Source organism: Alkalihalobacillus sp. AL-G, from assembly GCF_030643805.1.
GTDB lineage: Bacteria > Bacillota > Bacilli > Bacillales > Fictibacillaceae > Pseudalkalibacillus.
The window spans coordinates 964,473-986,854 of record NZ_CP094656.1 but is presented as its reverse complement, the minus strand read 5'-3'; the positions used below and the strand labels follow the sequence as shown (position 1 = coordinate 986,854).

The 22,382-nt window shown below is 39.7% G+C and carries 32 protein-coding genes and 1 riboswitch; of the genes, 10 read left to right on the top strand and 22 right to left on the bottom strand.

Annotated features, from left to right (window positions below):
* Positions 1-369: 369 nt before the first annotated feature.
* A complete protein-coding gene (locus MOJ78_RS05065) occupies positions 370-1,362 on the bottom strand; it encodes a helix-turn-helix transcriptional regulator (RefSeq protein WP_304980119.1) in 993 nt (330 codons plus the stop codon).
* A 185-nt stretch (positions 1,363-1,547) separates the two neighbouring features.
* Here MOJ78_RS05065 and MOJ78_RS05060 point away from each other — a divergent pair, with 185 nt between their 5' ends.
* Complete coding sequence (locus tag MOJ78_RS05060; protein WP_304980118.1) at positions 1,548-1,841, top strand: DUF3784 domain-containing protein; 294 nt, start codon at positions 1,548-1,550, stop codon at positions 1,839-1,841.
* An 81-nt stretch (positions 1,842-1,922) separates the two neighbouring features.
* Here the strand turns inward: MOJ78_RS05060 and MOJ78_RS05055 are convergent, their stop codons facing one another.
* Positions 1,923-2,132 (bottom strand): hypothetical protein, encoded by a 210-nt coding sequence (locus MOJ78_RS05055; protein WP_304980117.1) that lies wholly within the window; start codon positions 2,130-2,132, stop codon positions 1,923-1,925.
* 182 nt (positions 2,133-2,314) lie between these two features.
* On the opposite strand from MOJ78_RS05055, the gene MOJ78_RS05050 reads away from it, so the two are divergent.
* The 4 genes from MOJ78_RS05050 (at position 2,315) to MOJ78_RS05035 (ending at position 6,356) form a co-directional block, all read left to right on the top strand.
* Positions 2,315-3,247, top strand: a complete 933-nt coding sequence (locus tag MOJ78_RS05050) for a DMT family transporter (RefSeq protein WP_304980116.1) — start codon at positions 2,315-2,317, stop codon at positions 3,245-3,247.
* A 120-nt stretch (positions 3,248-3,367) separates the two neighbouring features.
* Positions 3,368-4,240: an aminoglycoside phosphotransferase family protein gene (locus MOJ78_RS05045; RefSeq protein ID WP_304980115.1), complete on the top strand. Its 873-nt coding sequence runs from the start codon at positions 3,368-3,370 to the stop codon at positions 4,238-4,240.
* Positions 4,241-4,282: 42 nt separating this feature from the next.
* Entirely contained in the window at positions 4,283-4,546 is a 264-nt protein-coding gene (locus tag MOJ78_RS05040; protein WP_304980114.1) for a small, acid-soluble spore protein, alpha/beta type, read from the top strand.
* A gap of 277 nt (positions 4,547-4,823) precedes the next feature.
* Positions 4,824-6,356, top strand: a complete 1,533-nt coding sequence (locus MOJ78_RS05035; RefSeq protein WP_304980113.1) for a carboxypeptidase M32 — start codon at positions 4,824-4,826, stop codon at positions 6,354-6,356.
* A 32-nt stretch (positions 6,357-6,388) separates the two neighbouring features.
* Here MOJ78_RS05035 and MOJ78_RS05030 read toward each other — a convergent pair whose 3' ends face one another.
* Complete coding sequence (locus MOJ78_RS05030) at positions 6,389-6,538, bottom strand: hypothetical protein (protein ID WP_304980112.1); 150 nt, start codon at positions 6,536-6,538, stop codon at positions 6,389-6,391.
* A 152-nt stretch (positions 6,539-6,690) separates the two neighbouring features.
* Here MOJ78_RS05030 and modA point away from each other — a divergent pair, with 152 nt between their 5' ends.
* Entirely contained in the window at positions 6,691-7,473 is a 783-nt protein-coding gene (gene modA / locus MOJ78_RS05025; protein WP_304980111.1) for a molybdate ABC transporter substrate-binding protein, read from the top strand.
* Positions 7,474-7,482: 9 nt separating this feature from the next.
* The gene (gene modB / locus MOJ78_RS05020) at positions 7,483-8,145 is read left to right on the top strand and encodes a molybdate ABC transporter permease subunit (protein ID WP_304980110.1); all 663 of its coding nucleotides are present in this window, start codon (positions 7,483-7,485) and stop codon (positions 8,143-8,145) included.
* Positions 8,146-8,313: 168 nt separating this feature from the next.
* Here the strand turns inward: modB and MOJ78_RS05015 are convergent, their stop codons facing one another.
* The 13 genes from MOJ78_RS05015 to MOJ78_RS04955 all read right to left on the bottom strand — a co-directional run bounded on the left by MOJ78_RS05015 (position 8,314) and on the right by MOJ78_RS04955 (position 17,531).
* Positions 8,314-9,876: a hypothetical protein gene (locus MOJ78_RS05015; RefSeq protein ID WP_304980109.1), complete on the bottom strand. Its 1,563-nt coding sequence runs from the start codon at positions 9,874-9,876 to the stop codon at positions 8,314-8,316.
* On the bottom strand, positions 9,869-10,426 hold the full coding sequence (locus MOJ78_RS05010) for a sigma-70 family RNA polymerase sigma factor (protein WP_304980108.1): 558 nt from the start codon (positions 10,424-10,426) through the stop codon (positions 9,869-9,871). Before MOJ78_RS05010 ends, MOJ78_RS05015 begins: the two co-directional genes overlap by 8 nt.
* 121 nt (positions 10,427-10,547) lie before the next feature.
* Positions 10,548-11,033 (bottom strand): DinB family protein, encoded by a 486-nt coding sequence (locus MOJ78_RS05005; protein ID WP_304980107.1) that lies wholly within the window; start codon positions 11,031-11,033, stop codon positions 10,548-10,550.
* Between the two features lie 254 nt (positions 11,034-11,287).
* Positions 11,288-11,641, bottom strand: a complete 354-nt coding sequence (locus MOJ78_RS05000; protein WP_304980106.1) for a hypothetical protein — start codon at positions 11,639-11,641, stop codon at positions 11,288-11,290.
* 153 nt (positions 11,642-11,794) lie between these two features.
* Positions 11,795-12,229: a VOC family protein gene (locus tag MOJ78_RS04995; protein ID WP_304980105.1), complete on the bottom strand. Its 435-nt coding sequence runs from the start codon at positions 12,227-12,229 to the stop codon at positions 11,795-11,797.
* Positions 12,222-12,590: a VOC family protein gene (locus tag MOJ78_RS04990; RefSeq protein ID WP_304980104.1), complete on the bottom strand. Its 369-nt coding sequence runs from the start codon at positions 12,588-12,590 to the stop codon at positions 12,222-12,224. Before MOJ78_RS04990 ends, MOJ78_RS04995 begins: the two co-directional genes overlap by 8 nt.
* Positions 12,591-12,602: 12 nt before the next feature.
* Positions 12,603-13,547, bottom strand: coding sequence for an RNA polymerase sigma factor (locus MOJ78_RS04985; protein WP_304980103.1), 945 nt, complete (start codon positions 13,545-13,547; stop codon positions 12,603-12,605).
* Positions 13,548-13,642: 95 nt separating this feature from the next.
* Positions 13,643-14,197, bottom strand: coding sequence for a cysteine hydrolase family protein (locus MOJ78_RS04980; protein WP_304980102.1), 555 nt, complete (start codon positions 14,195-14,197; stop codon positions 13,643-13,645).
* A gap of 323 nt (positions 14,198-14,520) precedes the next feature.
* A complete protein-coding gene (locus MOJ78_RS04975) occupies positions 14,521-15,705 on the bottom strand; it encodes a chromate transporter (RefSeq protein WP_304980101.1) in 1,185 nt (394 codons plus the stop codon).
* A 22-nt stretch (positions 15,706-15,727) separates the two neighbouring features.
* The gene (locus MOJ78_RS04970) at positions 15,728-16,036 is read right to left on the bottom strand and encodes a PadR family transcriptional regulator (RefSeq protein ID WP_304980100.1); all 309 of its coding nucleotides are present in this window, start codon (positions 16,034-16,036) and stop codon (positions 15,728-15,730) included.
* 136 nt (positions 16,037-16,172) lie between these two features.
* On the bottom strand, positions 16,173-16,610 hold the full coding sequence (locus MOJ78_RS04965) for a YndM family protein (RefSeq protein ID WP_304980099.1): 438 nt from the start codon (positions 16,608-16,610) through the stop codon (positions 16,173-16,175).
* A 64-nt stretch (positions 16,611-16,674) separates the two neighbouring features.
* On the bottom strand, positions 16,675-16,872 hold the full coding sequence (locus MOJ78_RS04960) for an alpha/beta-type small acid-soluble spore protein (protein ID WP_304980098.1): 198 nt from the start codon (positions 16,870-16,872) through the stop codon (positions 16,675-16,677).
* 404 nt (positions 16,873-17,276) lie between these two features.
* Positions 17,277-17,531, bottom strand: a complete 255-nt coding sequence (locus MOJ78_RS04955) for a hypothetical protein (RefSeq protein ID WP_304980097.1) — start codon at positions 17,529-17,531, stop codon at positions 17,277-17,279.
* A 210-nt stretch (positions 17,532-17,741) separates the two neighbouring features.
* Here MOJ78_RS04955 and MOJ78_RS04950 point away from each other — a divergent pair, with 210 nt between their 5' ends.
* Both MOJ78_RS04950 and MOJ78_RS04945 read left to right on the top strand, forming a co-directional pair.
* Positions 17,742-18,161, top strand: coding sequence for a ferritin-like domain-containing protein (locus MOJ78_RS04950; RefSeq protein WP_304980096.1), 420 nt, complete (start codon positions 17,742-17,744; stop codon positions 18,159-18,161).
* Between the two features lie 87 nt (positions 18,162-18,248).
* Positions 18,249-18,743 carry a GNAT family N-acetyltransferase gene (locus tag MOJ78_RS04945; protein ID WP_370529769.1) on the top strand — a complete coding sequence of 165 codons (495 nt, stop codon included), beginning with the start codon at positions 18,249-18,251 and terminating at the stop codon, positions 18,741-18,743.
* An 8-nt stretch (positions 18,744-18,751) separates the two neighbouring features.
* On the opposite strand, the gene MOJ78_RS04940 is transcribed toward MOJ78_RS04945, so the two are convergent.
* From MOJ78_RS04940 to MOJ78_RS04925, 4 genes are all read right to left on the bottom strand, one after another.
* On the bottom strand, positions 18,752-19,081 hold the full coding sequence (locus MOJ78_RS04940) for a gamma-glutamylcyclotransferase family protein (RefSeq protein ID WP_370529768.1): 330 nt from the start codon (positions 19,079-19,081) through the stop codon (positions 18,752-18,754).
* Between the two features lie 77 nt (positions 19,082-19,158).
* Entirely contained in the window at positions 19,159-19,317 is a 159-nt protein-coding gene (locus MOJ78_RS04935; RefSeq protein ID WP_304980093.1) for a hypothetical protein, read from the bottom strand.
* A 74-nt stretch (positions 19,318-19,391) separates the two neighbouring features.
* Positions 19,392-19,493: riboswitch (SAM riboswitch) on the bottom strand.
* Between the two features lie 106 nt (positions 19,494-19,599).
* Positions 19,600-19,851 carry a DUF2164 domain-containing protein gene (locus tag MOJ78_RS04930; protein ID WP_304980092.1) on the bottom strand — a complete coding sequence of 84 codons (252 nt, stop codon included), beginning with the start codon at positions 19,849-19,851 and terminating at the stop codon, positions 19,600-19,602.
* Positions 19,852-20,232: 381 nt separating this feature from the next.
* Positions 20,233-20,430 carry a YjcZ family sporulation protein gene (locus MOJ78_RS04925; protein WP_304980091.1) on the bottom strand — a complete coding sequence of 66 codons (198 nt, stop codon included), beginning with the start codon at positions 20,428-20,430 and terminating at the stop codon, positions 20,233-20,235.
* Between the two features lie 173 nt (positions 20,431-20,603).
* Here MOJ78_RS04925 and MOJ78_RS04920 point away from each other — a divergent pair, with 173 nt between their 5' ends.
* Positions 20,604-20,867, top strand: coding sequence for a DUF2524 family protein (locus MOJ78_RS04920; protein ID WP_304980090.1), 264 nt, complete (start codon positions 20,604-20,606; stop codon positions 20,865-20,867).
* A gap of 178 nt (positions 20,868-21,045) precedes the next feature.
* Here MOJ78_RS04920 and MOJ78_RS04915 read toward each other — a convergent pair whose 3' ends face one another.
* Together MOJ78_RS04915 and MOJ78_RS04910 are read right to left on the bottom strand one after the other, a co-directional pair.
* Positions 21,046-21,870, bottom strand: a complete 825-nt coding sequence (locus MOJ78_RS04915; protein WP_304978279.1) for an IS3 family transposase — start codon at positions 21,868-21,870, stop codon at positions 21,046-21,048.
* A 121-nt stretch (positions 21,871-21,991) separates the two neighbouring features.
* Positions 21,992-22,306: a hypothetical protein gene (locus MOJ78_RS04910; RefSeq protein WP_304978280.1), complete on the bottom strand. Its 315-nt coding sequence runs from the start codon at positions 22,304-22,306 to the stop codon at positions 21,992-21,994.
* Positions 22,307-22,382 lie beyond the last annotated feature (76 nt).

The window sequence follows — 22,382 nt, the reverse complement described above, 5'->3', positions numbered from 1 at the left end:
TCTCAGTGGAGAGGGTACCTCCCCTGAAGTATTGAACGTGAAGGACTTTCTGAAGTATCCAATAGCTAACATGTTCTCTTCCTCTCCATGAGAAAAGCCACTTTTTAAGGGTGAATGTACCGTCATTCACCCTTTTTGTTTTATATGAAGTTAACTGTAATGACAACAGGTGTTTACATTTTATTCAAATCAGTGTTATAATTTGGAAAAACAAACACGAAATTTGAAAGTTGGAGTTGTATTATGTTGAATTTTGCAAAACAATTTGGTGCTGTTACATGGGCTTCGTTTGTGTTCATTTGTACGCTTTTAACCTTCGGAGTAAGCCGCCAATTTAAGAAACATCAAAAATCATAATTTTTCACTAGCTTATTTTTCGTTATATTGCTTATATAGTTTTTGACTTTCTTCTTTCAATTTTTGAACTAATGTACCAGGCTTAAGCACCTTAGCTTGTCCCCCCCACATTAATAGCCACCCAACAAGACCATCACTTACAGAAGCATTGGTTTTAAGAATAAACGAATTATCGTCCACTTTTCGAATGTCTACATTTCTACCAAACCGATCGATCATGACATTAATCAACGAATTATCAATCTGTATTTCAATTGGCTGTTCCTCACCTGAATACATATTGAATGTTTTATTGACATACTCAGCAACATTGAATGGATTCCGTTTAAATTGTTCATCCTGTACCGTTACACTTCGCATCCGGTCAATCCGGTAATGACGAATTTGACCAAGTTTCTCGTATTCGCCGATCAAATAATAATAGTCGTTGTTCCAAATAAGTGCATATGGTTTTACAGAGTAGAGTTCTCCCTCTCGATTAAGCTTAAACTCTTTATCAACATTGTACTTACCATATTGGTAGTTTATTTTCCGATTTTCAGAGATCGCAACGTGGATACAGTCAATGGTAAATCGGACATTAGTGGATGGCGTCTTAATCGTTTCATCCAAGTAAATCTGATTTTGAAGTTTTTTTGAAAGTCCTGTACTCGTCAATTTTTTGATTTTTTCAATCAACTGTCTTGATTCCTTTTTTGTAATAAAACGTGCCGAAACAACTGCATCGATAAGCATTCGGAGCTCATATAATTCAAAGAGCCGTTCCTGATGGCTGTAAAACTTTTTCCCGTATTTTCCTTCGTTTTCGATGATACAAAAATCTGATTCATTAAGCTCACGCATGTCATCACGGAGAGCATTTTCTCGGACGTCATAGTCATTGCCAAAAAAACCTCTTAGCTTATCCTTCAAGTCTTTTAGAGAAAGCTCGTTTTCCTCATCTGTATCTGCCTCAAAGAGCTCACGAATTTTAAGAAGGCGCTGTTTATTACTTATATCTGACATAGATTATCCCTCTCTCCGACATTCTATAATCATACTAGCACAAACATGAAATAGGGAGAAAGAGGAATACTGGATCGCGCACTGTTTCCTTCTAAATAAGGGGATTATATGTACCATGAAATTTGGCTCCATCACTTATGAGTTTTGTTCAGTTTAGTTGATTTTGTGATTACGGGGGACTGATTATGGAGTATTTAGTTTCATTTCTACTTTGCTGCTTGTTATTGACCTTCGCCTTTTTGATTGGGGTTAAAAAGAAGTTGTACCTGTTAGCAGGGTATGTCGAAAAGGAAGTATCAAATAAAGACGGCCTTGCTAAATGTGTAGGGATTTACTTGTCACTTTTAGGATTATCACTTATTCCTCTCCCATTTCTTCGGGACTGGATTGGAGTTTCAATTGTGATTGGCTACCTGTTTATCTTTTATGTTTGTCTTTTCACTATGCTCGTCCATACAAAAAGGTATACTAAAATATAGGCTTTCACATCGCAAACATATCCAACTAAGAAAGGACTTGATCCGATAATCCGATCAAGTCCTTATTCACATACAGTTGATTTAGTGCTTCATTTGATTGATTCGGTTTATTTTTATTGATGAGTATACGATTTCAGCATGTTTAATCTGTTTCACCTTTTGAGCACGTTTATCAACGATTTCTTGAAGTTCACCAGCTGAAACCTCTTCTGGGATTTCTAATATTTCAACATAAAATTCCTTAATTCCATCTACTATGAAATCAATTGTTATTTTAGCAGTCAAGTCCATTTCCATCATCCTTTCGCATTTCTATCCTATGTAAATCATATCAAGGAAGGTGCTTCAATTTTTGATGAGGTATCTTCTGGAATAGTTTCTTTACGATTTCAAAATAATTATGTTTCATGAAGGATTTTCTTTGTTTGCACGAAATAATATAAAGTAATGATCTTTTCTATAGGTGTGAGGCTATGTTGTGGAAATCACCATATTTTTATTTAGTTTGCGCAACCCTGCTATGGGGTGGAAATTTTGTAATCGGCAGAGCTGTTTCTGATCAACTACCTCCATTAACGCTGAGCCTTTTCCGATGGTTGCTTGCGTTATTGATCATTTTGCCTTTTACCTGGAAGGAGTTCCGAAAAAACTTACCACTATTAAAGGCTTACAGGATACCAATTGTTGGTATGGCACTAACCGGCATTATCGGATTTAATTCGCTGCTTTACATTGCGTTGCATTATACAACTTCGATTAATGCAGCACTCGTTAATACATCAGCACCTTTTATTATGTCTTTGCTTTCATTTTTGCTTTTAAAAGAACGTCTGTCCCGAATTCAGAAGCTCGGCATCCTTCTTTCATTCATAGGGGTTTCTTGGATCGTATCAAAAGGATCATGGACTATATTATTTAGTCTTTCTTTTAATAAAGGCGACCTCATCATGCTTTTTGCGGTAATCCTTTGGGGACTATATTCTATCCTGATTAAACGGTACGCATCCGAATTACCTCAAGCCAGTACCTTTATGCTTTCAATGGCTATAGGGGTAGTTTTACTTATTCCCTTCAGTATTAGTGAGCTACTCATTTTTGATGAACGCATTACCTGGAATATAGGGACCTTTGGCAGTATTGTCTATGTTGGATTGTTCGCATCATTATTTGCGTTTTACTTTTGGAATTCGGCTGTTCGCTCGATTGGTCCAAGTCGTTCATCGGTATATCTTAATCTTATTCCAATGTTTGCAGCAATTTTAGCGACGTTTTTCCTAAATGAACGGGTACATTGGTATCAAATTGTAGGAGCAGCTTTCGTTTTGATCGGGATTTGGTTATCGTCCGGAAAAGGATTAATAAAAATTAAAAAAAATAGTTATTCTTCAGTATCACCATCTGATTGAGATTTAAAACGGTAATCGCATTTAGGGCAACCTCGCCCATTACCATAAAGATACTTTCTTTTTATGAAATAAGAGGAAATTCCCTTCTCTGGTCGAATTTTGAAACAGGGAGGGAATTTTATGTCTCTTGAACCGTATTTAAAATGTATTCAGTCGTTTTATCCTGATTTAAAGGCGCTTTTTGTAGAATGGAATCATACAGGACAAAACAATGATATTTTAACCCTCAACAATGAATGGGTTTTCCGTTTTCCGAAACATGACAAGGCTTTGCATTCTTTACAAACCGAATGTGAACAGCTCGTGTTTTTACAACCTCATATTTCCCTTCCGATCCCAGAGCCGCACTTTGTCAATACAGATACAGACCTCTTGGGACAGGCATTTTTCGGTTATCAAAAAATAGCGGGAGCACCCTTGTATTCAGAAGCGGTTTTAGAATCTGATTCTTTTGAAAAGCAGCGTCTCGTGACCGATCTAGCCACATTCCTCAATGAACTGCATTCGATTCCAACCGTTGATGCACCAGGTAAAAAAGTTTCAGGTAAGCAAGCATTTCAATATTGGATGCAACTTTTTTCTACGATTAAAGAAAAGCTCTTCCCATATATGAAGCTTGAAAAAAGATTTGAAGTGACAGGGCACTTTGAAGCTTTTTTAGGAGACCCAAGTCAGTTTGAATTTGAACCTGTCTTAATCAACGGGGACTTTGGCGTTTCGAACATTCTATATGATTACCACTTTAAACGGTTAAGTGGAATCATTGATTTCGGCAGCTGCCATATCGGAGATCCTGCCATTGATTTTGCTGGGCTTTATAAGCATTTTGGAGAAGTATTTGTAAAGACGATGATTCCGTATTACAAAGACCTTGAGCAGTTTTTGCCAAGAATCCGATTTTATGCAGGAACCTTTGCATTGCAGGAGGCTTTGTACGGTCATCAGTTTGAGGATAAAGAAGCATTGGAGAATGGTTTAAAGGAATATGTTTAAATCAGGTTCGCACATACTATAGGCAAAGGAGGCGAACTTGAATTGGCAAAACGACGACCACTTGTTCCTGAAGCTCGTGAAGGGCTGGATCAGTTAAAAGCATCGATAATGAAACGAGAAGGTTATTCTGTAGATCAAAATACTCCGGACACCGCCAAATATGAAGTTGCAAAAGAACTTGGAATTCCGCTTAAAGAAAAAGGGAATCAGGCTTTAACCTCTGGTGATGCAGGGAAAATCGGCGGCCAGATCGGTGGAAAAATGGTTCATGAGCTTATCCGAATGGCGAAAAGTCAAATGAAATAATATTCATGTCTGTTCCCGCCAGAAAGTCCTTGTTCACAAGGGCTTTTTTTCTTGCACGTTAGGAGTATAACTTTTCACCAAGAAGAATTACCGACGTTGGAGAAAAGTTTACGTCCTAAGTATAAGTGCAACTAGGGCGATCGCCTACACTAAGGCTTGGCGCTAGCCAAGTTTTCTTTACATCATTTTTAAAAAACCATTTCGTTTCTCGAAGGATATAGACCTTGAATCAAGAATATAGTTAATAGCGTTGCAAACTGATTGAGGAGGTTTTTGGATGACACAACAAGTTTTAAATGCAAGTATTCAAAAGACGGTAGAACAATTTACTGCTTTAGATGAAAAGATTTGTCATTATGGCAACATCATGGGACTTCTGGGCTGGGATGCTCGTACATATGCACCCAAAAAAGGACGGCCGATCTTTGCAAAAGCTAAGGGGACCTTGTCGACGGAAATGTTCAAGCTATCTGTTTCACAGGAAATGGGCGACTATCTGGAGACACTAACCAAGCCAGAGGTCTTTGCTCAGCTTGATTCAGCAACACAAGCATGTGTCCGTGAACGAAACAAGGATTACAACAAATCAAAAAGTATCCCATCCGACGTCTACAACGAATATGTTGTACTTGCTTCAAATGCAAACGACGCTTGGGAAGAAGCACGGTCGAACGATGATTTTTCCTATTTCGAACCGTATTTAGAAAAAATGATCGAGATGAAAAAACAATTTGCCGAGTATTATGGCTATGAAAACCATCCATATGATGCGTTGCTCGATGAATTTGAGCCAGGCTTGACGGTCGAAAAGCTTGATCCTCTCTTTGCGGACCTCCGTGAAAAAAGCATCGATCTGTTAAATCGGATCCAACAATCAGGACGTAAGCCGGGAAGTGAAATCTTCAATCAAACCTTTGACGTTGAAAAACAAAAAGCGTTTGCCGAATTCATCATTCCGAAATTGGGTTATGATTTGGATGCTGGTCGCCTAGATGAAACAACACATCCATTTGCAATGGGAATCAATACAGGTGACGTCCGAATTACAACAAGATATGAACCAGAAAATATGCGGATGGCTATTTTCGGTACAATCCACGAAACGGGTCATGCCTTGTATGAGCAAGGAGTTAATGCGGACTATGAAGGTCGAGTCATTCGTCGCGGTGCCTCATTTGGAATCCATGAGTCACAATCCAGATTCCTTGAAAACTTTGTAGGACGAACGAAGGAATTCTGGACATACTTTTACGATGATTTGAAACAACACTTTCCACATCAGCTAAGCGGGATTTCCCTTGATGAGTTTTTCCGAGCGATTAACTGTGTTGAGCCTTCATTGATCCGGGTCGAGGCTGATGAGTTGACGTATAATCTGCATATCATGCTCCGATATGAAATTGAAAAAGGATTAATTGCTGGGGACATACAGGTTAAGGATCTCCCGGACGTATGGAATGAGAAAATGGTCGATTATCTCGGAATTACTCCTCCGTCTAATCGTCTTGGTGTCTTACAGGATGTGCACTGGTCTCACGGTGGTGTCGGGTACTTCCCATCTTACTCATTAGGCAACCTTTACGGCGCGCAAATGTTGAACAAGATCGTGCAGGAGATTCCAGACTTCTATCAATTAATTCAAAACGGAGAATTCATGAAAATCCGTGAGTGGCTCCGGGAAAACGTTCATCAGTATGGAAAGCTTTACACACCTGCTGAACTGGTTAAGAAAGTGACGGGTGAAGAGCTCGATGCTAGTTACCTTGTCGAGTACCTCGAGCAAAAATACACGAAAATTTACGACCTATAAGCTAAAAGCCTCCATCACGGAGGCTTTTCACTTTATTGTTTTGTTTCTGAGTCGGATTCCGTTTGATCTGTCGGTGCAGGTGCAGTCGGATCTCCGACTTTGATCTCTTTCTTTTCCCCCGGTCCACTACATGCTGAAACGAAGATTGCGGTCATTATCAGCAGTATCTTCAACTTTTTCAAAATCAAAGCCCCCTATTTTTCATTACAAACTAAAAAACACTTCTTCAATATCGTTAGGTCTTCTGCTTTAAGTGTCTAGACAGTCGAAAATCATTTTATGTAGTATAGTGAATATAACAGAATTTTTCATATTGGAAGTGTCTTTATTGTATATGAACTCAAAAAGCGTTTTGCTTTCTTTAATGTTATTCGTTATATTGGCAGGCTGTAATCCATTTGGGTCCGATCAACCTGAAACGCAAGTGACCCTTAATGTATCAGCTGCAGCAAGCTTAAGTGATGTGTTACAAGGGATCGAGACTGAATTTGAAACCGAACATCCTTCCGTTGATGTTGTTTTAAATTTGGCCTCTTCGGGAACCTTACAGCGGCAGATAGAACAAGGAGCGCCTGCCGATCTTTTCCTCTCCGCCTCAGTGGAAAAGTTCGAGGCACTTCGAATGAAGGGTCTACTTGATGAAGAATACACGAATCAGCTTTTAAAAAATCAGCTTGTCCTTGTTACTCAGAAGGATCGAAACGTTAACTTAGCTGACTTGAATGGTCTAACCCAATCGAACATCGAGCGAATCGCAATCGGTGTTCCTGCTTCGGTTCCTGCAGGTCGATACGCAAAAGAAACGCTTAAAAATGTTGAGATATGGAATACGATTGAAAATAAAATGGTTTATGCGAAAGACGTCCGCCAAGTCCTTACCTATGTGGAAACCGGGAATGTCGATTTCGGATTTGTTTATGCTACTGATGCAAACGTATCAAATGACGTAAAAATCATTCAAGCAATCGAGTCGAGCTTACATACACCAATTGTCTACCCTGTAGGAATTATTCAAAACAGTAGGGTTAAGGATGCAGCGATTTCATTTTATACCTTTTTAAAAACAGAAGAGGTTCAAGCAACGTTCAAAGACTACGGATTCTCTCCAACTAATTGAGGTTTTGACATGATACATTCATTCTGGTCACCCATTTTTCTATCTATAACCGTCGCCTGCACTGCCGGTCTGATTGTTAGTTTTCTCGGGCTTATAATAGGTCGAATAATGGCTCGTAAATCATTTAAAGGTAAAACGGCATTGGAAACGTTGATGATGCTGCCGTTAGTACTGCCACCTACAGTCGTCGGCTTTCTTTTGCTTGTCATATTCGGGATGAACAGTCCGATTGGTCAACTGATTGAAGCGTTGTTCAACCAGCCGATCATCTTCACTTGGTGGGCAGCTGTCCTTGCGGCGATCGTTGTGTCATTTCCATTGATGTACCAAACTGCAAAAAGTGGATTTGAATCGATTGATGGTGAAATTGAAGATGCAGCAAAGGTAGATGGTGCAACTGGTATGCACGTTTTTATCCGCGTCTCCATTCCACTTGCGGCACAATCGATCATCACTGGAGTTGTGTTAAGCTTCACCCGTGGACTCGGAGAATTCGGAGCAACGTTGATGTTTGCGGGAAACATTCCTGGCAGAACTCAAACAATTCCAACCGCAATCTATTTGGCGATCGACACTGGTAACATGACGATGGCTTGGCTATGGGTGGGATCGGTTGTTGTTCTTTCTTATTTACTCTTATTCGTGATCTACCGGTTGCCGAGGAATCAGTAGAAATGATATTTTTAATCTAGGCAAATATGTGTAATTTGGTAATATAATCGGATTTTCACCAAAAGGAATTTGGACTGTCAACGCATGTGAAACTTTGCTCAAAATCAATCAAAATGCTGATCCAAGACCTTTTTCCAGGTCCAGATCAGCATTTTCACATCATAATATTCAGTTGGATGGTTCGAAGGTCTTTATTAGTTCGTTCGCTTCCTCTAATGTGTAGTGTTCAGCTACAACTTCATAAGTATAATCGTCTTTTTTACCGACATAATAGATGTTTCTATCGTCCTTTCTTACTGTCCACTTAATTCCATTCACTTCGAATTCATCCACTATCTCACCAGTGCTTACGACATATACGAAATCGTTTTTATGGTACGCTTTCTCTTGTTGGAACCTGATGCCAATGGTTTTCACAGGGAGTTCCCCAGAATTATACGACTTTTTATCTACATAAATCATACCACCTTGTGGTATTTTTTCTTTATACACTTCATAGTCAACTAGCGTTAGCTGAAGAGACGGATCTTTCAATTCATATAGTTCCTGTATTTCATTCCTCATGTTCTTTAATACTGAATTGATCGCCTTGAAACTATCATTATCATACCCTTTGGCAAACGCTTTCTGTGTAACGTGTTGTTCTCTTGGGTCGAATTCCGGTCGGGGCATTCCCTGCTCTTCATACCCTTCCAAATTAGGCTCGAACAAAGAGGTGTTAATTGGGACATTAACTTGTAATTCGGTTGGATGGAGATAGTTGACGATCTCACCAGAACTATCATATGTTTCGAATTGGACCAAGATCCCTGAGTCCTTATCGACCCATAGTCGCAGTGTCTTAGATTTGAATTTTTTCGCTGCCAGGTTGTTCATGTCACCGGTAATAACAATCGTGTTATGACCAAGCAAATCTTCATTTTGTTTTTCAATCTTCCAGCTTTGGTATTCTTTAAAAAAGAATAAAGTCGTATTGTATGGGATAAGAGTTGCATATGCAGCTCCTACTGGCGGGCTCTGATCATCTCCGACCGTGTATGTTCCTTTTCTGTATTTTTTTGTATCCTGAAATACATCCCACACTGTTCCTTCTTTAAAAAATGAATACTTTGTTGATTGACTATTTGTCGAGTTGGATGAAGCTTTACTATAGCCACCGGTTGGATCACCTAAGCTGATTTGAAATTCAACTTCAGTAGTTACCGATTTCGAACTATACTTCCACATCATTTCAAATTTGCCTTTAGCCGTTTTAAAGTAATCTGTCGAGTTGTACATTTTGGTCATGACTTCTTTTGTGGTCATGTCACCATGATACTCTTTTTGTTTTGAGGGCTCGTATATTGATTTCGATTCTTTTCCGTTTTTTACTGGACTGTTCCCTTTCTGGTCTTTTGGTTGTTCTTCTAGGTCAGATGTTAAAACGGTTTCTTTCGGGTCTGGTGTTGGATCGGTTTGGTTTCTGTCAGCCTGTTGGGTTGGTGTTTTATCAGTTGAAAATAATCCCATCTTTTCACCACCATAGTAGGTGATCCCAAAGATTAACGCGGCTGAAACTCCAATGCTCAGTCCCCAATTTGCCTTTCGAGTCCAAACAACATGATTCTTTCGTCCGCCTGTCGATTGCTGGATTGATTTCATGACATTTTTCTTGTGTTTTTCTTCAAAACGAATATTCTTCAAAACGGTTCGATTCATTTTTTCATTTAAATTTGTGAGGTGTTTATCCATCGAGCGGACCTCCTTTCAGCATATTCTTCAGCAATGACCTTGCCCTGTGCATTCGGGACTTTACCGTATTTCTATTAACGTTGATCAAACTTGATATTTCCTCTATTTTCATTTCTTCATAGTAATGTAATATAATAACTTCTCGGAGCTTGATGGGCAGGGAGATTACCTTTTCTGCAATATATTGATTTTCTTCGTTTACAAGCATCTCCATCTCAGCCGTGGTGTCTATCCGTCTCCATTTACTGCTGAAGAACTCGGTGACCATAACGTTTTTATACGACCAGCTTTTTATAAAATCCTTGCATTTGTTTACGGTGATCCGATAAAGCCATGTTTTATAGGAAGATTCCTCGCGAAAGTCATCCATTTTTTCATAGCATTTAATAAAAACATCCTGTGCAATGTCTTCTGCTAGCTGCTTTTGTTTTACATATGTATAAGCTAATCGGATCACGCTATGCCCGTACTCCTCCATAAGCCATTCCAGTCGTTCTTCTTTACTCGTTCCGTCGATGTTTCTCGGCACGTCTTGTTTCGGCTCAATCATACTGTACCCCCTCTCATTTTTTCAGTAGTTAGACGAAGAAGCGGTAAAAGAGGTTCGGTAAAACTTTATTTCTTTAATTCCATCTATATAGCCAAAAAGAAAAAGCGATACAACAATCGTATCACTTTGAGTCCTCTGTTTTTCGTGTTTCATTAAGAAAATCTTCAACTTGAAGTTTATGGTGTCGATCATGCTCACAGAGACTGATTAAGTACTTCCGCAAGGTTGCATCGTGCCCCCGTATTTTAAAAGGGTCATCCATATCCTCTTCCGCTCTAGCATTAACTGCGTTGATCAGCAGATCCCGTGTTTCCATAAATTCATTTACAATTGATTCTTCGGTCACACCACTTTTTGCATAAAGCGATGCCCGTTGGTTCATAACATCAACATCGATTGGACGTGGTAAACTTGCTCCTTGTTTCATGAACGGAAATCTTTCTTTTAAAAAATAGCGATCCCAATAGGTTAAATGTACAATCACCTCTGCAATCGACCATTTTCCTGGTTGCATCGGTTGAAACCATTCTTTTTTAGAAATCGACTCTAGACTCTGGACCCATTGATTAAAACGGATATAGTTTCTAATAATCTCTGTTTTTGTCATAGACGCCTCCAATTGTTGGTCTACTTGTCTTTTCCCTATTTTCACCGTTACTAATAGTCTATTTTAATATTTCGTTAAAAGCATTAAAGATTCCTTCTACATCATATCTCTAGAGAGCAAATTGGAGAAAATCCACTAATGCAAGAAAGAGGTTGACCCAAAGTAAACTGAAATTAAAAATATACTTCAAAAGGGACCACCCAACATCAACGTGACGATGTTATGGATCAGCCCCCTCGTACTATAATTCTATTTTATTTATACTGGTTGACCGTAACATTGAGAATTTCCCATTCACGGAACCCAACCTTTTTCATATTAAGGACAAAGCTTCCATCGTACGCCTCGATCACTTCATCATCATGGTCGTTATATTCATACGCTTGAAAGCGAATCTTAACTTGGTATGTATTATCAACATCTTCTGCATGATCGATTACCATACGGGTTTGTTCAAGTTGCTTTTTCTCTGGAAACTCAATGAATTCCAGGAGAGCTGATTTTTGATCCTCTGGTAGATCCGCTGTAATTGTTCCTGCTTCGAGCTCTGTAACAAAATCATCGGCTTTTTCTTCAGGTGTTTCAATTAAGTATGAGATGAGGAGCATGATTAAGATTCCAGAAACGAAAGCTCCTCCAAAAATAAAAATAATCCGTTTAATTTTATCATCCCTGCTTTCAATATGTATCTTCTGTCCGTATACTACCATATTTTTATTTAAAAAGGGAATTACCTATGTGGCAATTCCCGTACACTTCACTTATTCTGATTCAATCCATTCGCCGCCCCAGATGTTGAATTTATGCCCATCTGGATCATAGCAATCAAATGCATGCCCAGTCCATGCTTCCCGAAGTTGTCCGAGACGAACACCGTGTTCCTTTAAGTTTTCAAATAGCTCTTGAGGATTTTTCACATTCAGTGTTGCTGCAAATACCTGATCATTGTCGGAGTTGTTCAATGTTCCTCCTTTAAAAGAGGGAGCAGTTGGCACCTTTTCTACTTCATATAAAAAAATCCAATCGCCATTTTCTATCCGGACCGAAGCCATTTTGGTTTCGGGCTGATACTCGTCCCCAAATGTACAATCGAAGTTCCCTGTCCAAAACTCAACTGAACGTTCTAAATTTGTAACAGGCAAATGAATGCATGGGATGCTTTCGATTTGATGCTTTACAGTTGTTTGACTATCCATGCTGCTCACATACCATCATGATCGTTCCAAATGGATCTTGGAAGTTGAAAAATGATACCATATCATCCCGTTCGATTTCTCGGACGATTTTTCCTCCGTTTTCTTTTACATAGGCGTACGCTTCATCAATATCGTCCGTATGCAGCATGAATACCGGCCGGATGCCAGGGTCGTTATTCCGGTTGTCATCCATTAAGAAGCCACCATTCCCTAGGTCAAAATAATGGACAGGACTGTGTTCTGGGATCTCTGGTGTCTCTTTTCCTAAAAGTTTTGCATACCACGCTGCACTTTCTTTTAAGTCTTCTACATGTAAAAATACCGCTCCCATGCGATTGATCGGGCTTTTCGTTTTTTCCATTTTAAACTCCTCCTAATTTGTATTCCAATTAACAGGTGGTTTGTCTAACTGTAATGGTACATTAATTTTTTCTGCGATTTCTGTTAACAATTGTCTGCAGAAGAAGTAGCTCTTGTGGCGGACGATTTTGTCGTTTGCTACATCTTGATACTGGACATCATGAAGCGCAAGGCCCTCGGAAGTTTCGGCAAGAACGATAAGAACCCATTTCCCCCAAAGGTATTCCCGGAATATCTTTTTACCCATGATTCCAGCTTGTGACGACCCTTTCTTGACATCCTCCTTGGAAAATTCCTGAAAGCCGGGAGTTACTTCCATATGAATGGTATCACTCATTAGATTTACCATAGTATCGATGTCTCGATTGTTAAAAGCCTCTAAATACCTGTCAACCACTTTTGTGTCATTAAACGCTAGTGGACTATTTTCAGTAGTGGTATCTTCAGCATGTATGGAACGCAGCTTTTTCCTCGCCCGATGCAGTGTAGCATGTACGGCATTTTCAGTCATATGAATCATATTTGCCACTTCATTCGCTTTGAACTGAAACACATCCATCAACAATATAGTGGAAACTTGTTTAGGGGTTAAGTTTCCTACAAGGTATTCCAGAGCATCCTTAATTTCAAAGTGGTCAGCATCTGATGCTTCTACTTCTGCGGGCTCATCCTCATAAAAGTTTTCTTTTCGTTTTCGACACTCGTCAATCCAACCGTTCGTCGCAATCCTAAATAAGTATGCCTTTGTATTCACCGGACGCCACATTTGTGGGAGCATCGCAAACGCTTTAAGTAAAGTCTCTTGATATAAATCTTCACCTTCCCATGGTGAACCAGTAACATAGCGACAGTACTTCCATAACTCATTCGTATAAGGCTGGATCTCTTCCTCAAACTTCTGGTGATGAGATCGTGTTCCTTCAACAATGGATTGGATATTTCCTGTAATTATGATCACCTCCTGCTCTCTCAATCTATATAACGGATAAAACGTTAAAAACCTTACGCAAATACATAAAATATCTTTTATGAATTTTAATACTTTTTTAAAGTTTACTTTCTTACTTCTTTTTGCATCCAAAGGATATCAGATGATTTCTTTAATGTAATTGTGGAGTTTGGGCTCCAAAAGTTCTTAAGTGTGTTTTCCGTATGCTGGATGATTTGTTCGGCAGTAAGGTGTTCATTATCAGCCGTGGTGTGGGCATCTGTGATGAGGGTGACATCAAATTGCAGATCAAAGGCTCCTCGACATGTTGAGTCAACACAATAATCAGTCTGTGCACCACATATGTATAAGTGGGTCGCGTGCAACTGATCGAGTGTTTGTTTTAGTGTGGTGCCTGCAAATGAATTCGGCAAGGTTTTATTAATGATCACTTCATTACTGAGAGGTTGTTCTAATTGTGGATGAAGCTGCCAACCTTGCTCTCCACGTTTCATTGGACCTTCAGGAAATTCATGCTGGACATAGATTACTGCCACGTTTCGTTCTCTGGCATTACGGATCAAACCCGAAATACGATCAATTGTTTCTTCCCGGTTATGACTTGATTCCTCCATGACAGCCGACTGTACATCAATTACCATTAATACTTCTTTACTCAACTAGAGCACCTCCATATTTTTACTTATTATCAATAATACCAGAACATTCGTTCGTTTTCCAGCAAAAATAAATCTATTAAAAAAATAAAAAACTTGCAACTTATTTCAAAGTCATTCGTCTATATTAGTAGGAGGTTCCTTAGCGATAGTTTTGGTTCCCCCTAATAAATATCCTACCTCCCCGTTTTAGGGGCTGACTCTACATATCGTTTAGTAGCTCTCTTAATTGAGGCTTTGCTGAACGTGAGTCGGCCCCGCTTTGTTTTTATAATGAAAAAAGGTGCTGCCCCAAGAAAAGGATACAGACACCTCTAATCATTACATTAGTAGATTGATAAAATCGTACCTCCAAGTGCACCGACAATTACGATGATCCAAGGTGGTAGTTTCCAATAGACGAGCATGCTGAAAAGGACCGCAGCAAAAGCAAAGTCAATTGGTGCAAGAATCGAGCTTGTCCAAATCGGACGATAGAATGCAGCAATTAGGATACCGACTACTGCAGCATTGACCCCGATTAATGCGCCTTTTACTTTCGGATTTCGTCGTAGCGTTCCCCAAAATGGTAATGTTCCAAATATAAGTAGAAATGCGGGGAGGAAAATCGCCATTGTAGCTAATAATCCGCCTTTCCACCCATTCATAATCGTTCCGAGATAAGCCGCAAACGTAAATAATGGACCTGGTACTGCTTGTGCTGCACCGTATCCGGCAAGGAAAGCCTCTTCACTTACCCATCCTGTCGGAACAAACTCTCTCTCAAGTAAAGGTAAGACGACGTGTCCACCACCAAAAACGAGTGCTCCTGATCGATAAAAACTATCAAATATCGCTAACCATTGAATAGACATCCACTCACTTAATAGTGGCAGAACGATGAGTAATCCAAAAAACAAAGCAAGACAAGCGTAGGCAAAATTACGAGAAATCGGGACATGGATGTGAGATTCCTTGTCCTCACTTTGATTCTTGTATAAAAGTAACCCAATTAATGCTGCGGCAAGGATGACTCCGATTTGTGCAAAAGTGGTTTGCCATAACAAAGTGCCGACGAGTGCGACCAATGCAATTGTTTTTCTCTGTAAGTCCGGTGCCAGTTTTTGTGCCATTCCAAGAATTGCTTGAGCAACAACGACGACTGCAACAATCTTCAAGCCATGAATCCAACCCGAATCAGCAAAATCCGAGCCTTGGAGCAGTAATGCAAAAATAATCAGAGCAATGACGGATGGCAATGTAAAACCGAGAAAAGCTAGGATCCCGCCAATCATCCCACCTCGTATAATTCCAATTCCGATTCCAACCTGACTGCTCGCAGGTCCGGGCAGAAACTGACACAATGCTATTAGATCAGCATAGGCTTTCTCATCCAACCACTTCCTTTTACGAATGTATTCTTCGTGAAAATAACCTAAGTGTGCAACAGGTCCTCCAAACGATGTAAACCCTAGTCGAGTGGAGATCATTAAGATTTCTAGATAGGTCATCAAACGATTCTTCTGCTCCATTTTCCGCTCCCCCATTTTTACTCTATTCCCTAATTTCCTTAAAAAGCTCATACGCTTTATTCCGTGCTTCTATTAGAATCTCATTCCCCTTTTCAGTGGTCGTGTAATATTTTCGAATCTTGCCATCTACCTTTTTTTCCTCCTTTTCCAATAAACCATCTGATTCCATTGAGTGAAGGATCGGATACAAGGTTCCCGGGCTGATGTCGTAACCGTGTTCATATAATTCCTCGAGCATCCATACACCAAAAATAGGATGTTCCTTTGCATGATGCAGAATGTGTATTTGGATGAAGCCTAAAAAAAGCTTTCTAAGACGTTTATCTTCCATACATTTCACCTCATATAGCTAATAAGCAATACCGTTATCGAAAGCCGATATCGTAACACGAATTCATTATAACAAGAGCCATTTCTACATTCAATCATTAGACAAAAATAAAAAACGATCCGTGGTAGGATCGTTTTTATTTATTATCTTCGTTGTCGTCTTGTCGGGGTGACAGTTCTTCTCCAAATTCTGTGCCGTAATTCAAGTTATACGTGTTTTGAGTCGGCTTTAACGGTCTTAAAGCCTGAATAAACATATGGAACACAAATTCCCCAATGGCGGTGATTGCTGCCGCTGAAACGCCTGCATAAAACTGGTTCGCTGGTGTATCTATGAAAACATCTGCCAAGAACCAGGCTGCAAGAAAGGTTAAGCCAGCATCTGCCATTGTTGCTATGACATTCCCGAATCGTTTTAAAATAAACAGGTCACCTAGAGCATATCCAACTATGGTAAGTAGCAGAGCAATTCCTAGTACATTCAGGAATGACACTCCAAAAAATACAGTTAAAGAAATGTACAAAACCCCAATTAGCATTGTAAATTTAGTTAATAATGCAACAATGTGTCTCATCTGATTCTCCTTTTATACGTTGTAAAACCAGGGGAAACCCTGGTTTTATTACTTTACGTAACGATTACTGTTGCTGCTTACCACTTAGCTGTTGTTCTCCAAGTGCGACAAGTCGTTTTGTCATTTCCCCACCAACAGAACCGTTCGCACGGGAAGTAGTATCCGCACCTAACTGAACATCAAATTCGTTCGCAACCTCTTGTTTCATGTTATCAAGAGATTGCTGTGCTCCAGGAACAACCAATTTATTGTTGTTTGGCATGGTATATACACCTCCCATAGCTTTTAGGATGGGTTTATATCTCATCGATTATGTATTTTCCCGATATTCGGGAGTAAAAGGACAAAAATGACTGGAATTTTGTTTGCTTTTTTGATTTAATGCCCTGATTTTGTATAGTTGTACGTTTTATTTTTCAGTGAAAAAGAATTCAATTCGTGTACTATTACTCATTTAAATCAAGTCTACGCACTCTAATATTGATTACCTCACTATTTCAACCACGAAAGCGATTAATTCAACCACGGATCATGTTAATTCAACCACAAACTTAATAATTCAACCACTCACAGTACCTTATTACTATAAATTCTGCAAAAAGAAAAATACGGATCCATGGAAACCCGTATTTAACAACCTGCACCTAAATGGAACTTCAAATTCTTTTATTTCACTTTCACCATGCTAACTTTTCGTTTCGATTTGACGATCAATTGATGGGCTTTCACTACTTTTTCTTCAACATAGTCGAGCGATACATTTTTATGAGGGTCTGAAAACATTCCGACGGCTCTGGATAAGTTATCGACTGCTGCTTTTAGATCATCTTCATCACGCTTGGACTTGTTCAAATGTATATCGTCCATGACGTGGAATGCCAGTTCTTGAATCTCTCGTAATCGTGCCTCTTCACTTCTCAATCGATTCCCTCCCTGCATGTACTTGATGCCATATTCTAACCTATGGAGTAAACATACCTAGCATGAATGTTTTTTCATCGGAGAATTTCAGTTATTTTAAAGCCGATTTAGAATTCGACCTGCCGTAGGAGCACCCAATCAAAATACGCAAGTAACTTTATCCAGTGTGTGGGCATAGGATATCGAAAAAGATTGGAGGCATTGGCCTAAATGTATTTGTATCGTCAAACGGAGACACAAGGTATTATTGAAGATATCCGCAACGCAATAAATGGGGAGTACAGTGCGATTCAGTGTTACCAAAAGCTTGCTCAAAAGGCTCCAAACAGACAGCAACGGGAACAAATCCAAGAAATTCGTCAGGATGAAATTAAACACTACCAACGTTTCATGCAAATATATACATCCTTAACTGGACAACAACCTCAACCACAAATAACCGAGGAATGTCCAGATAACTATACGGAAGGGCTAATAGCATCATTTAAGGATGAACAGGAAACGACTGATTTTTACTTGGAATTCTCGGAACAAGCCAGGACCCCATACATTAAAGAAGTCTTTCGAAGTGCTGCTGCAGATGAACAAAATCATGCGGTTTGGTTTTTATCCTTTTTAACTATAAAATAAAGCAGGTGAAGAGTCTTGTGCAGATTCTTTTATCTTTCCGATTAAACGTCCATGATATGGATAGTGCAAATTTGTGAGGTGATGTCAATGCTTGGATCAGAACGATTATACCTCCGTCCTTTAAAAGCAACGGACGTATCCAATTTGATGAAGATCTTTTCCGATCCGGTAGCTATGACTTACTATCCGAGTACAAAAACCGAGACTGAAGCGATTCAATGGATTGAATGGAACCTAAAGAATTATGATGCCTTCCATGTTGGGCTATGGGCAGCTGAATTAAAAAAAGACCGGACATTCGTCGGTCAGTGCGGGATTGTACCTCAAAAAGTGAGCGGCACGATTCAGATGGAAATCGGATATTCCTTCGTACGTTCATTCTGGGGAAACGGATATGCAACTGAAGCGGCAAAGGCTTGTATGGATTATGGTTTTAAGAAGTGTCATTATACAAAAATGATTTCGCTGATCACACCGGATAACCTTCCATCGATTGCCGTCGCCGAACGGATCGGCATGGAAAAAGAATGCTCCATAATAAAATGGGGGCGACCTATAGATGTGTACAGTGTGCACAAGTAAACACTGTTTCAGCCAGGGGACTGATGGATCCAATCACCCGTCGGGATGCGGTTTTCACATAGCTCTAGATTGTGATCTGCCGTATACACATACGCATTATAGACAGCTTCCTCAGTTTGAACAAGAAGTATTTTTCGTTCATATAGATTAACGCCGCCCGCACCTTCATACCCTTCTAGTCGATCGAGCTTCTGCAGCTCACTCGGGTTAACGTCATATAGTTCCCCGTAAACGGTACCTTTTTCGGACAAGATAACGGCCGGATAGCCATTGCCTGTATCATAAAGAGCAGCTTGAATCCAAGCACACTCCGCAACACAATTCATGCCATCAGTCAAATTATGATTTCGTTGTACGCCTTAATGTACCATAAACAAAAACATGCTGAATATGTTGAATCTTCATCTGTTTATTCTTATTTATTACCTATTTGACGACGTTCACGTGCAAACTGGCGAATATATTTTTCATACGTCTTTTGGTGAAATTGCTCGATTTCTTCAGGGGTCATGGCACGAATATTCTTCTGATTACTTTGATCGACGTACGAAGCTTCACTATTCTTTTTAACCACTTGAACCCTCCTCTTATTTTTTAAATAAAAAACTCCTCTTGCTATGAATATGATGCAAAAAGAGTTATGTCTCTTCGTTATCACTCAAAGCACTGCTTTGCTGGTTGGAGCACCTTATAATAGACAGGTTGCTGTGGAATCATCAAGCCAGTTCTTTTATCCACTCTTGATAATATAACGTATGAAATTAACCGTATTATATGACAGTATGAAAGCGCTGTCAATATAGTTTTGTGAATATTTTAAAAAAGTCAAGAGTGAATTCCAGGGTGCTTGTATCGCTTATCTATTTGTAATCGGGCGTTGTAGCGCATCGAGGTCTTCTTCCAAATTCATGACCTTTTGTTGGAGTACATCTTTAGCATCACGAACTCCTTGATTATACACATACGGACCCATTTCTTTTATAAAAAAGTCGAGCAGTAGTCCTGCTGCCAGGTCACCGATTTCTTCTCCGCGTTCATCCAAAAAATAAGCTTGTATACTTCGAACCAATTGATCACGATCTTCTTTCGGTATCTTAGTGACGACCATGGTCGATCACCGCCTTTCGAATTAAGTATGTATCATGTGTATATTTTCAGCTTTTGCAGAGTGAATTTCAACCTTTTTCATCTGCACGGATTGGACCGAACTATGTGAATGTGTTTTTTTCGCCCTTCACTCCGTGTATATCGTCCAACTCTGCGCCATCGTACTCATCGCACGTAATCCGGAGTTTTGGCGTGTAACTCCTATATTTCTTGTGGGCAGAAAATATTCCTAAAGATTCAAAAGGGGCTGACCTAACATCAACAAACAATGTTTGGGTCAGCCTCCACTCTTTTAACACGTTAAGAAAATACTTTCTAGTTTTCTTTGTAATCGTGCAAAAACAGATGGAACGTGTCCCCACCTGTTTGCTTTATAGTATTATTACCACCAGCCGTAGCCGCCGCCGTAACCATATCCGTCACAGCCGCAATCGTACCCGCCGCCGTAGCCGCCTTCATAGCCGTCATAGCCGTCATAGCCGCCATAACCGCCGACTTGAGAAGCTCCAACGATAATCAAAAGGATAAACAATACAACGATTAGGGTAAATCCTTTTCCTCTTGGTTTTTTATCGCTCATTTTCCTGCCTCCTTTTCCTCGTCTCACTAATACTTTATGTATGTCAAGGCTTCATGATAGGGACAAATATGGAGTATCGTAAAATTATGCGAATGTCCTAATTGTAAACCATACATAATTCATCCCGTTTTTTACCACACTATCTCTTGATAATGTGTTGAGGAGGAATTTTCATGACAGAACATCAATCTCTTCGGACTTTTCTTGACCGTGCAGAGCAAGTGATCGCTTATGCGAAGGAACAAAATGATTTATATAATCGGCAGGAACCTCAGATCGATGACGTAACGTACTCGACAGCACAACAACAGTTAGAAGAGGCGTATATCGATTTACAAAAGGTTTCACAAAGTTCAAATGCGCAGCAACGAGAGGAAATTCAACGGGTAGTGTCACAAATTCTTGACCTTCAAAATGATATGATCATTGATGAATAACTGCATGTATTTTGAAAGATCTGCAAGAGATGTCAGTAAACCAGTACAGTATCAGTAAAAAACAACGGTCAAACTGATATAAGAAATTTACACCGACAGCCTGGGATTTACTGCGAAACCGGCTGGGCCCCCTTATTTTGGACACATGCCCAGCCATTCTCCTTCTATCGTAGAATTTCTATAATTTCACTTTTGTGCTCGGGATCTGCCCTCTTCGAGATAAGTCATAATACTTCTGAGGCGTGTGTGGCTTCAAGCTTCCGTGATAACGAGAATGGTTATAGAAAGCGATATATTGATCCACATAATAAAAGGCTTCTTCGTAAAATCCAAATGCATATCGGTCAAAACACTCTCTCTGTAACACACTGTGAAAGGACTCAATATAAGCATTCATGTCTGGTGTCTTCTTTGGAATTCGCTCATGATAGACCTTGTGATGGTCACAAAAGTTGCCAAAGTCTTCGCTCACAAACTGGGGTCCGTTATCGGTTCGAAGAATCAGCTTCTTCTCAAATTCCCCAGATTTAAAGTGCACTTTCCGACGTATAAGTGCTTTTGTCAACATCGTTGTAATATGTTTCGCCTTACAAACCGATCCACAATAATAACCAACAATGGTTCGATCATAAACGTCAATCGCACTACACACGTAAAAGAAGGCGTTGGAATCCGTTATGTTTCCATATTTGATGTCGACTTGCCAGAGTTGATTCGAGCCTGTAATCGTACGATTTCTCGCAAGTTTTCTTGGGTGTTTTGCTTTTTTTGTGTTCGGTTTTTTTAGAATTCCTAGCCCTTTACACATCCGGTACACTTTATGCTTACTAATGATCAGGGAGTGGTGGTCTTTTAGATATAGGGTCCATTTTTTGTAGCCCATAGCTCCCAACCACTCGTCCCAATAAAGTTCCATCAGATATTCTGCGATTTGCGCATCCGGAATCTTTTCCCCTTGATTGGATACCGAGTAGCCCGGAATCGGCCGCCCTCTTTTTTTCACGTCCTCTTTGCCCCCTTGGCCTCGTAATAATAATAGAGTGACCTGGTGAAGTTGAAAGCCTCTGTCGCTTTGATCACAGAAAACCCTTCTTGCACCCACATTTTGATTTCTTCAAGCTGCACTAGTATTGGGATTTGTTTTTTTTAAGAAGTTCCCTCAACATCGCTACTTCTAATTCTTTTTCGCCTAGTAGCTTCATGGCATGATCATATTTCTTTTCTAATTCTTTTCTGGATGTTTGTGGGGTTAAGGCCTCTGTTCCTTCAACTTCCATTTCATCTCGAACCTCATCTTCATAGGTCCTCATCCACTTTCGGAGGGTCTCTGTGGAAATCCCCGCACCCTTTGCCGTGGAACTCATCTTATTGGTCTCGAGGGCCATCCGGACATATTGTTTTTTTACTTCCTCTAATACCTCAATTTTTTTCTTCGGCATAACCAATCACCTCCCCCAAGTAGCTAAAATAGCTTATTTTTAATATAAGGGAGAATGATTTTGGTGTCTAAATGAT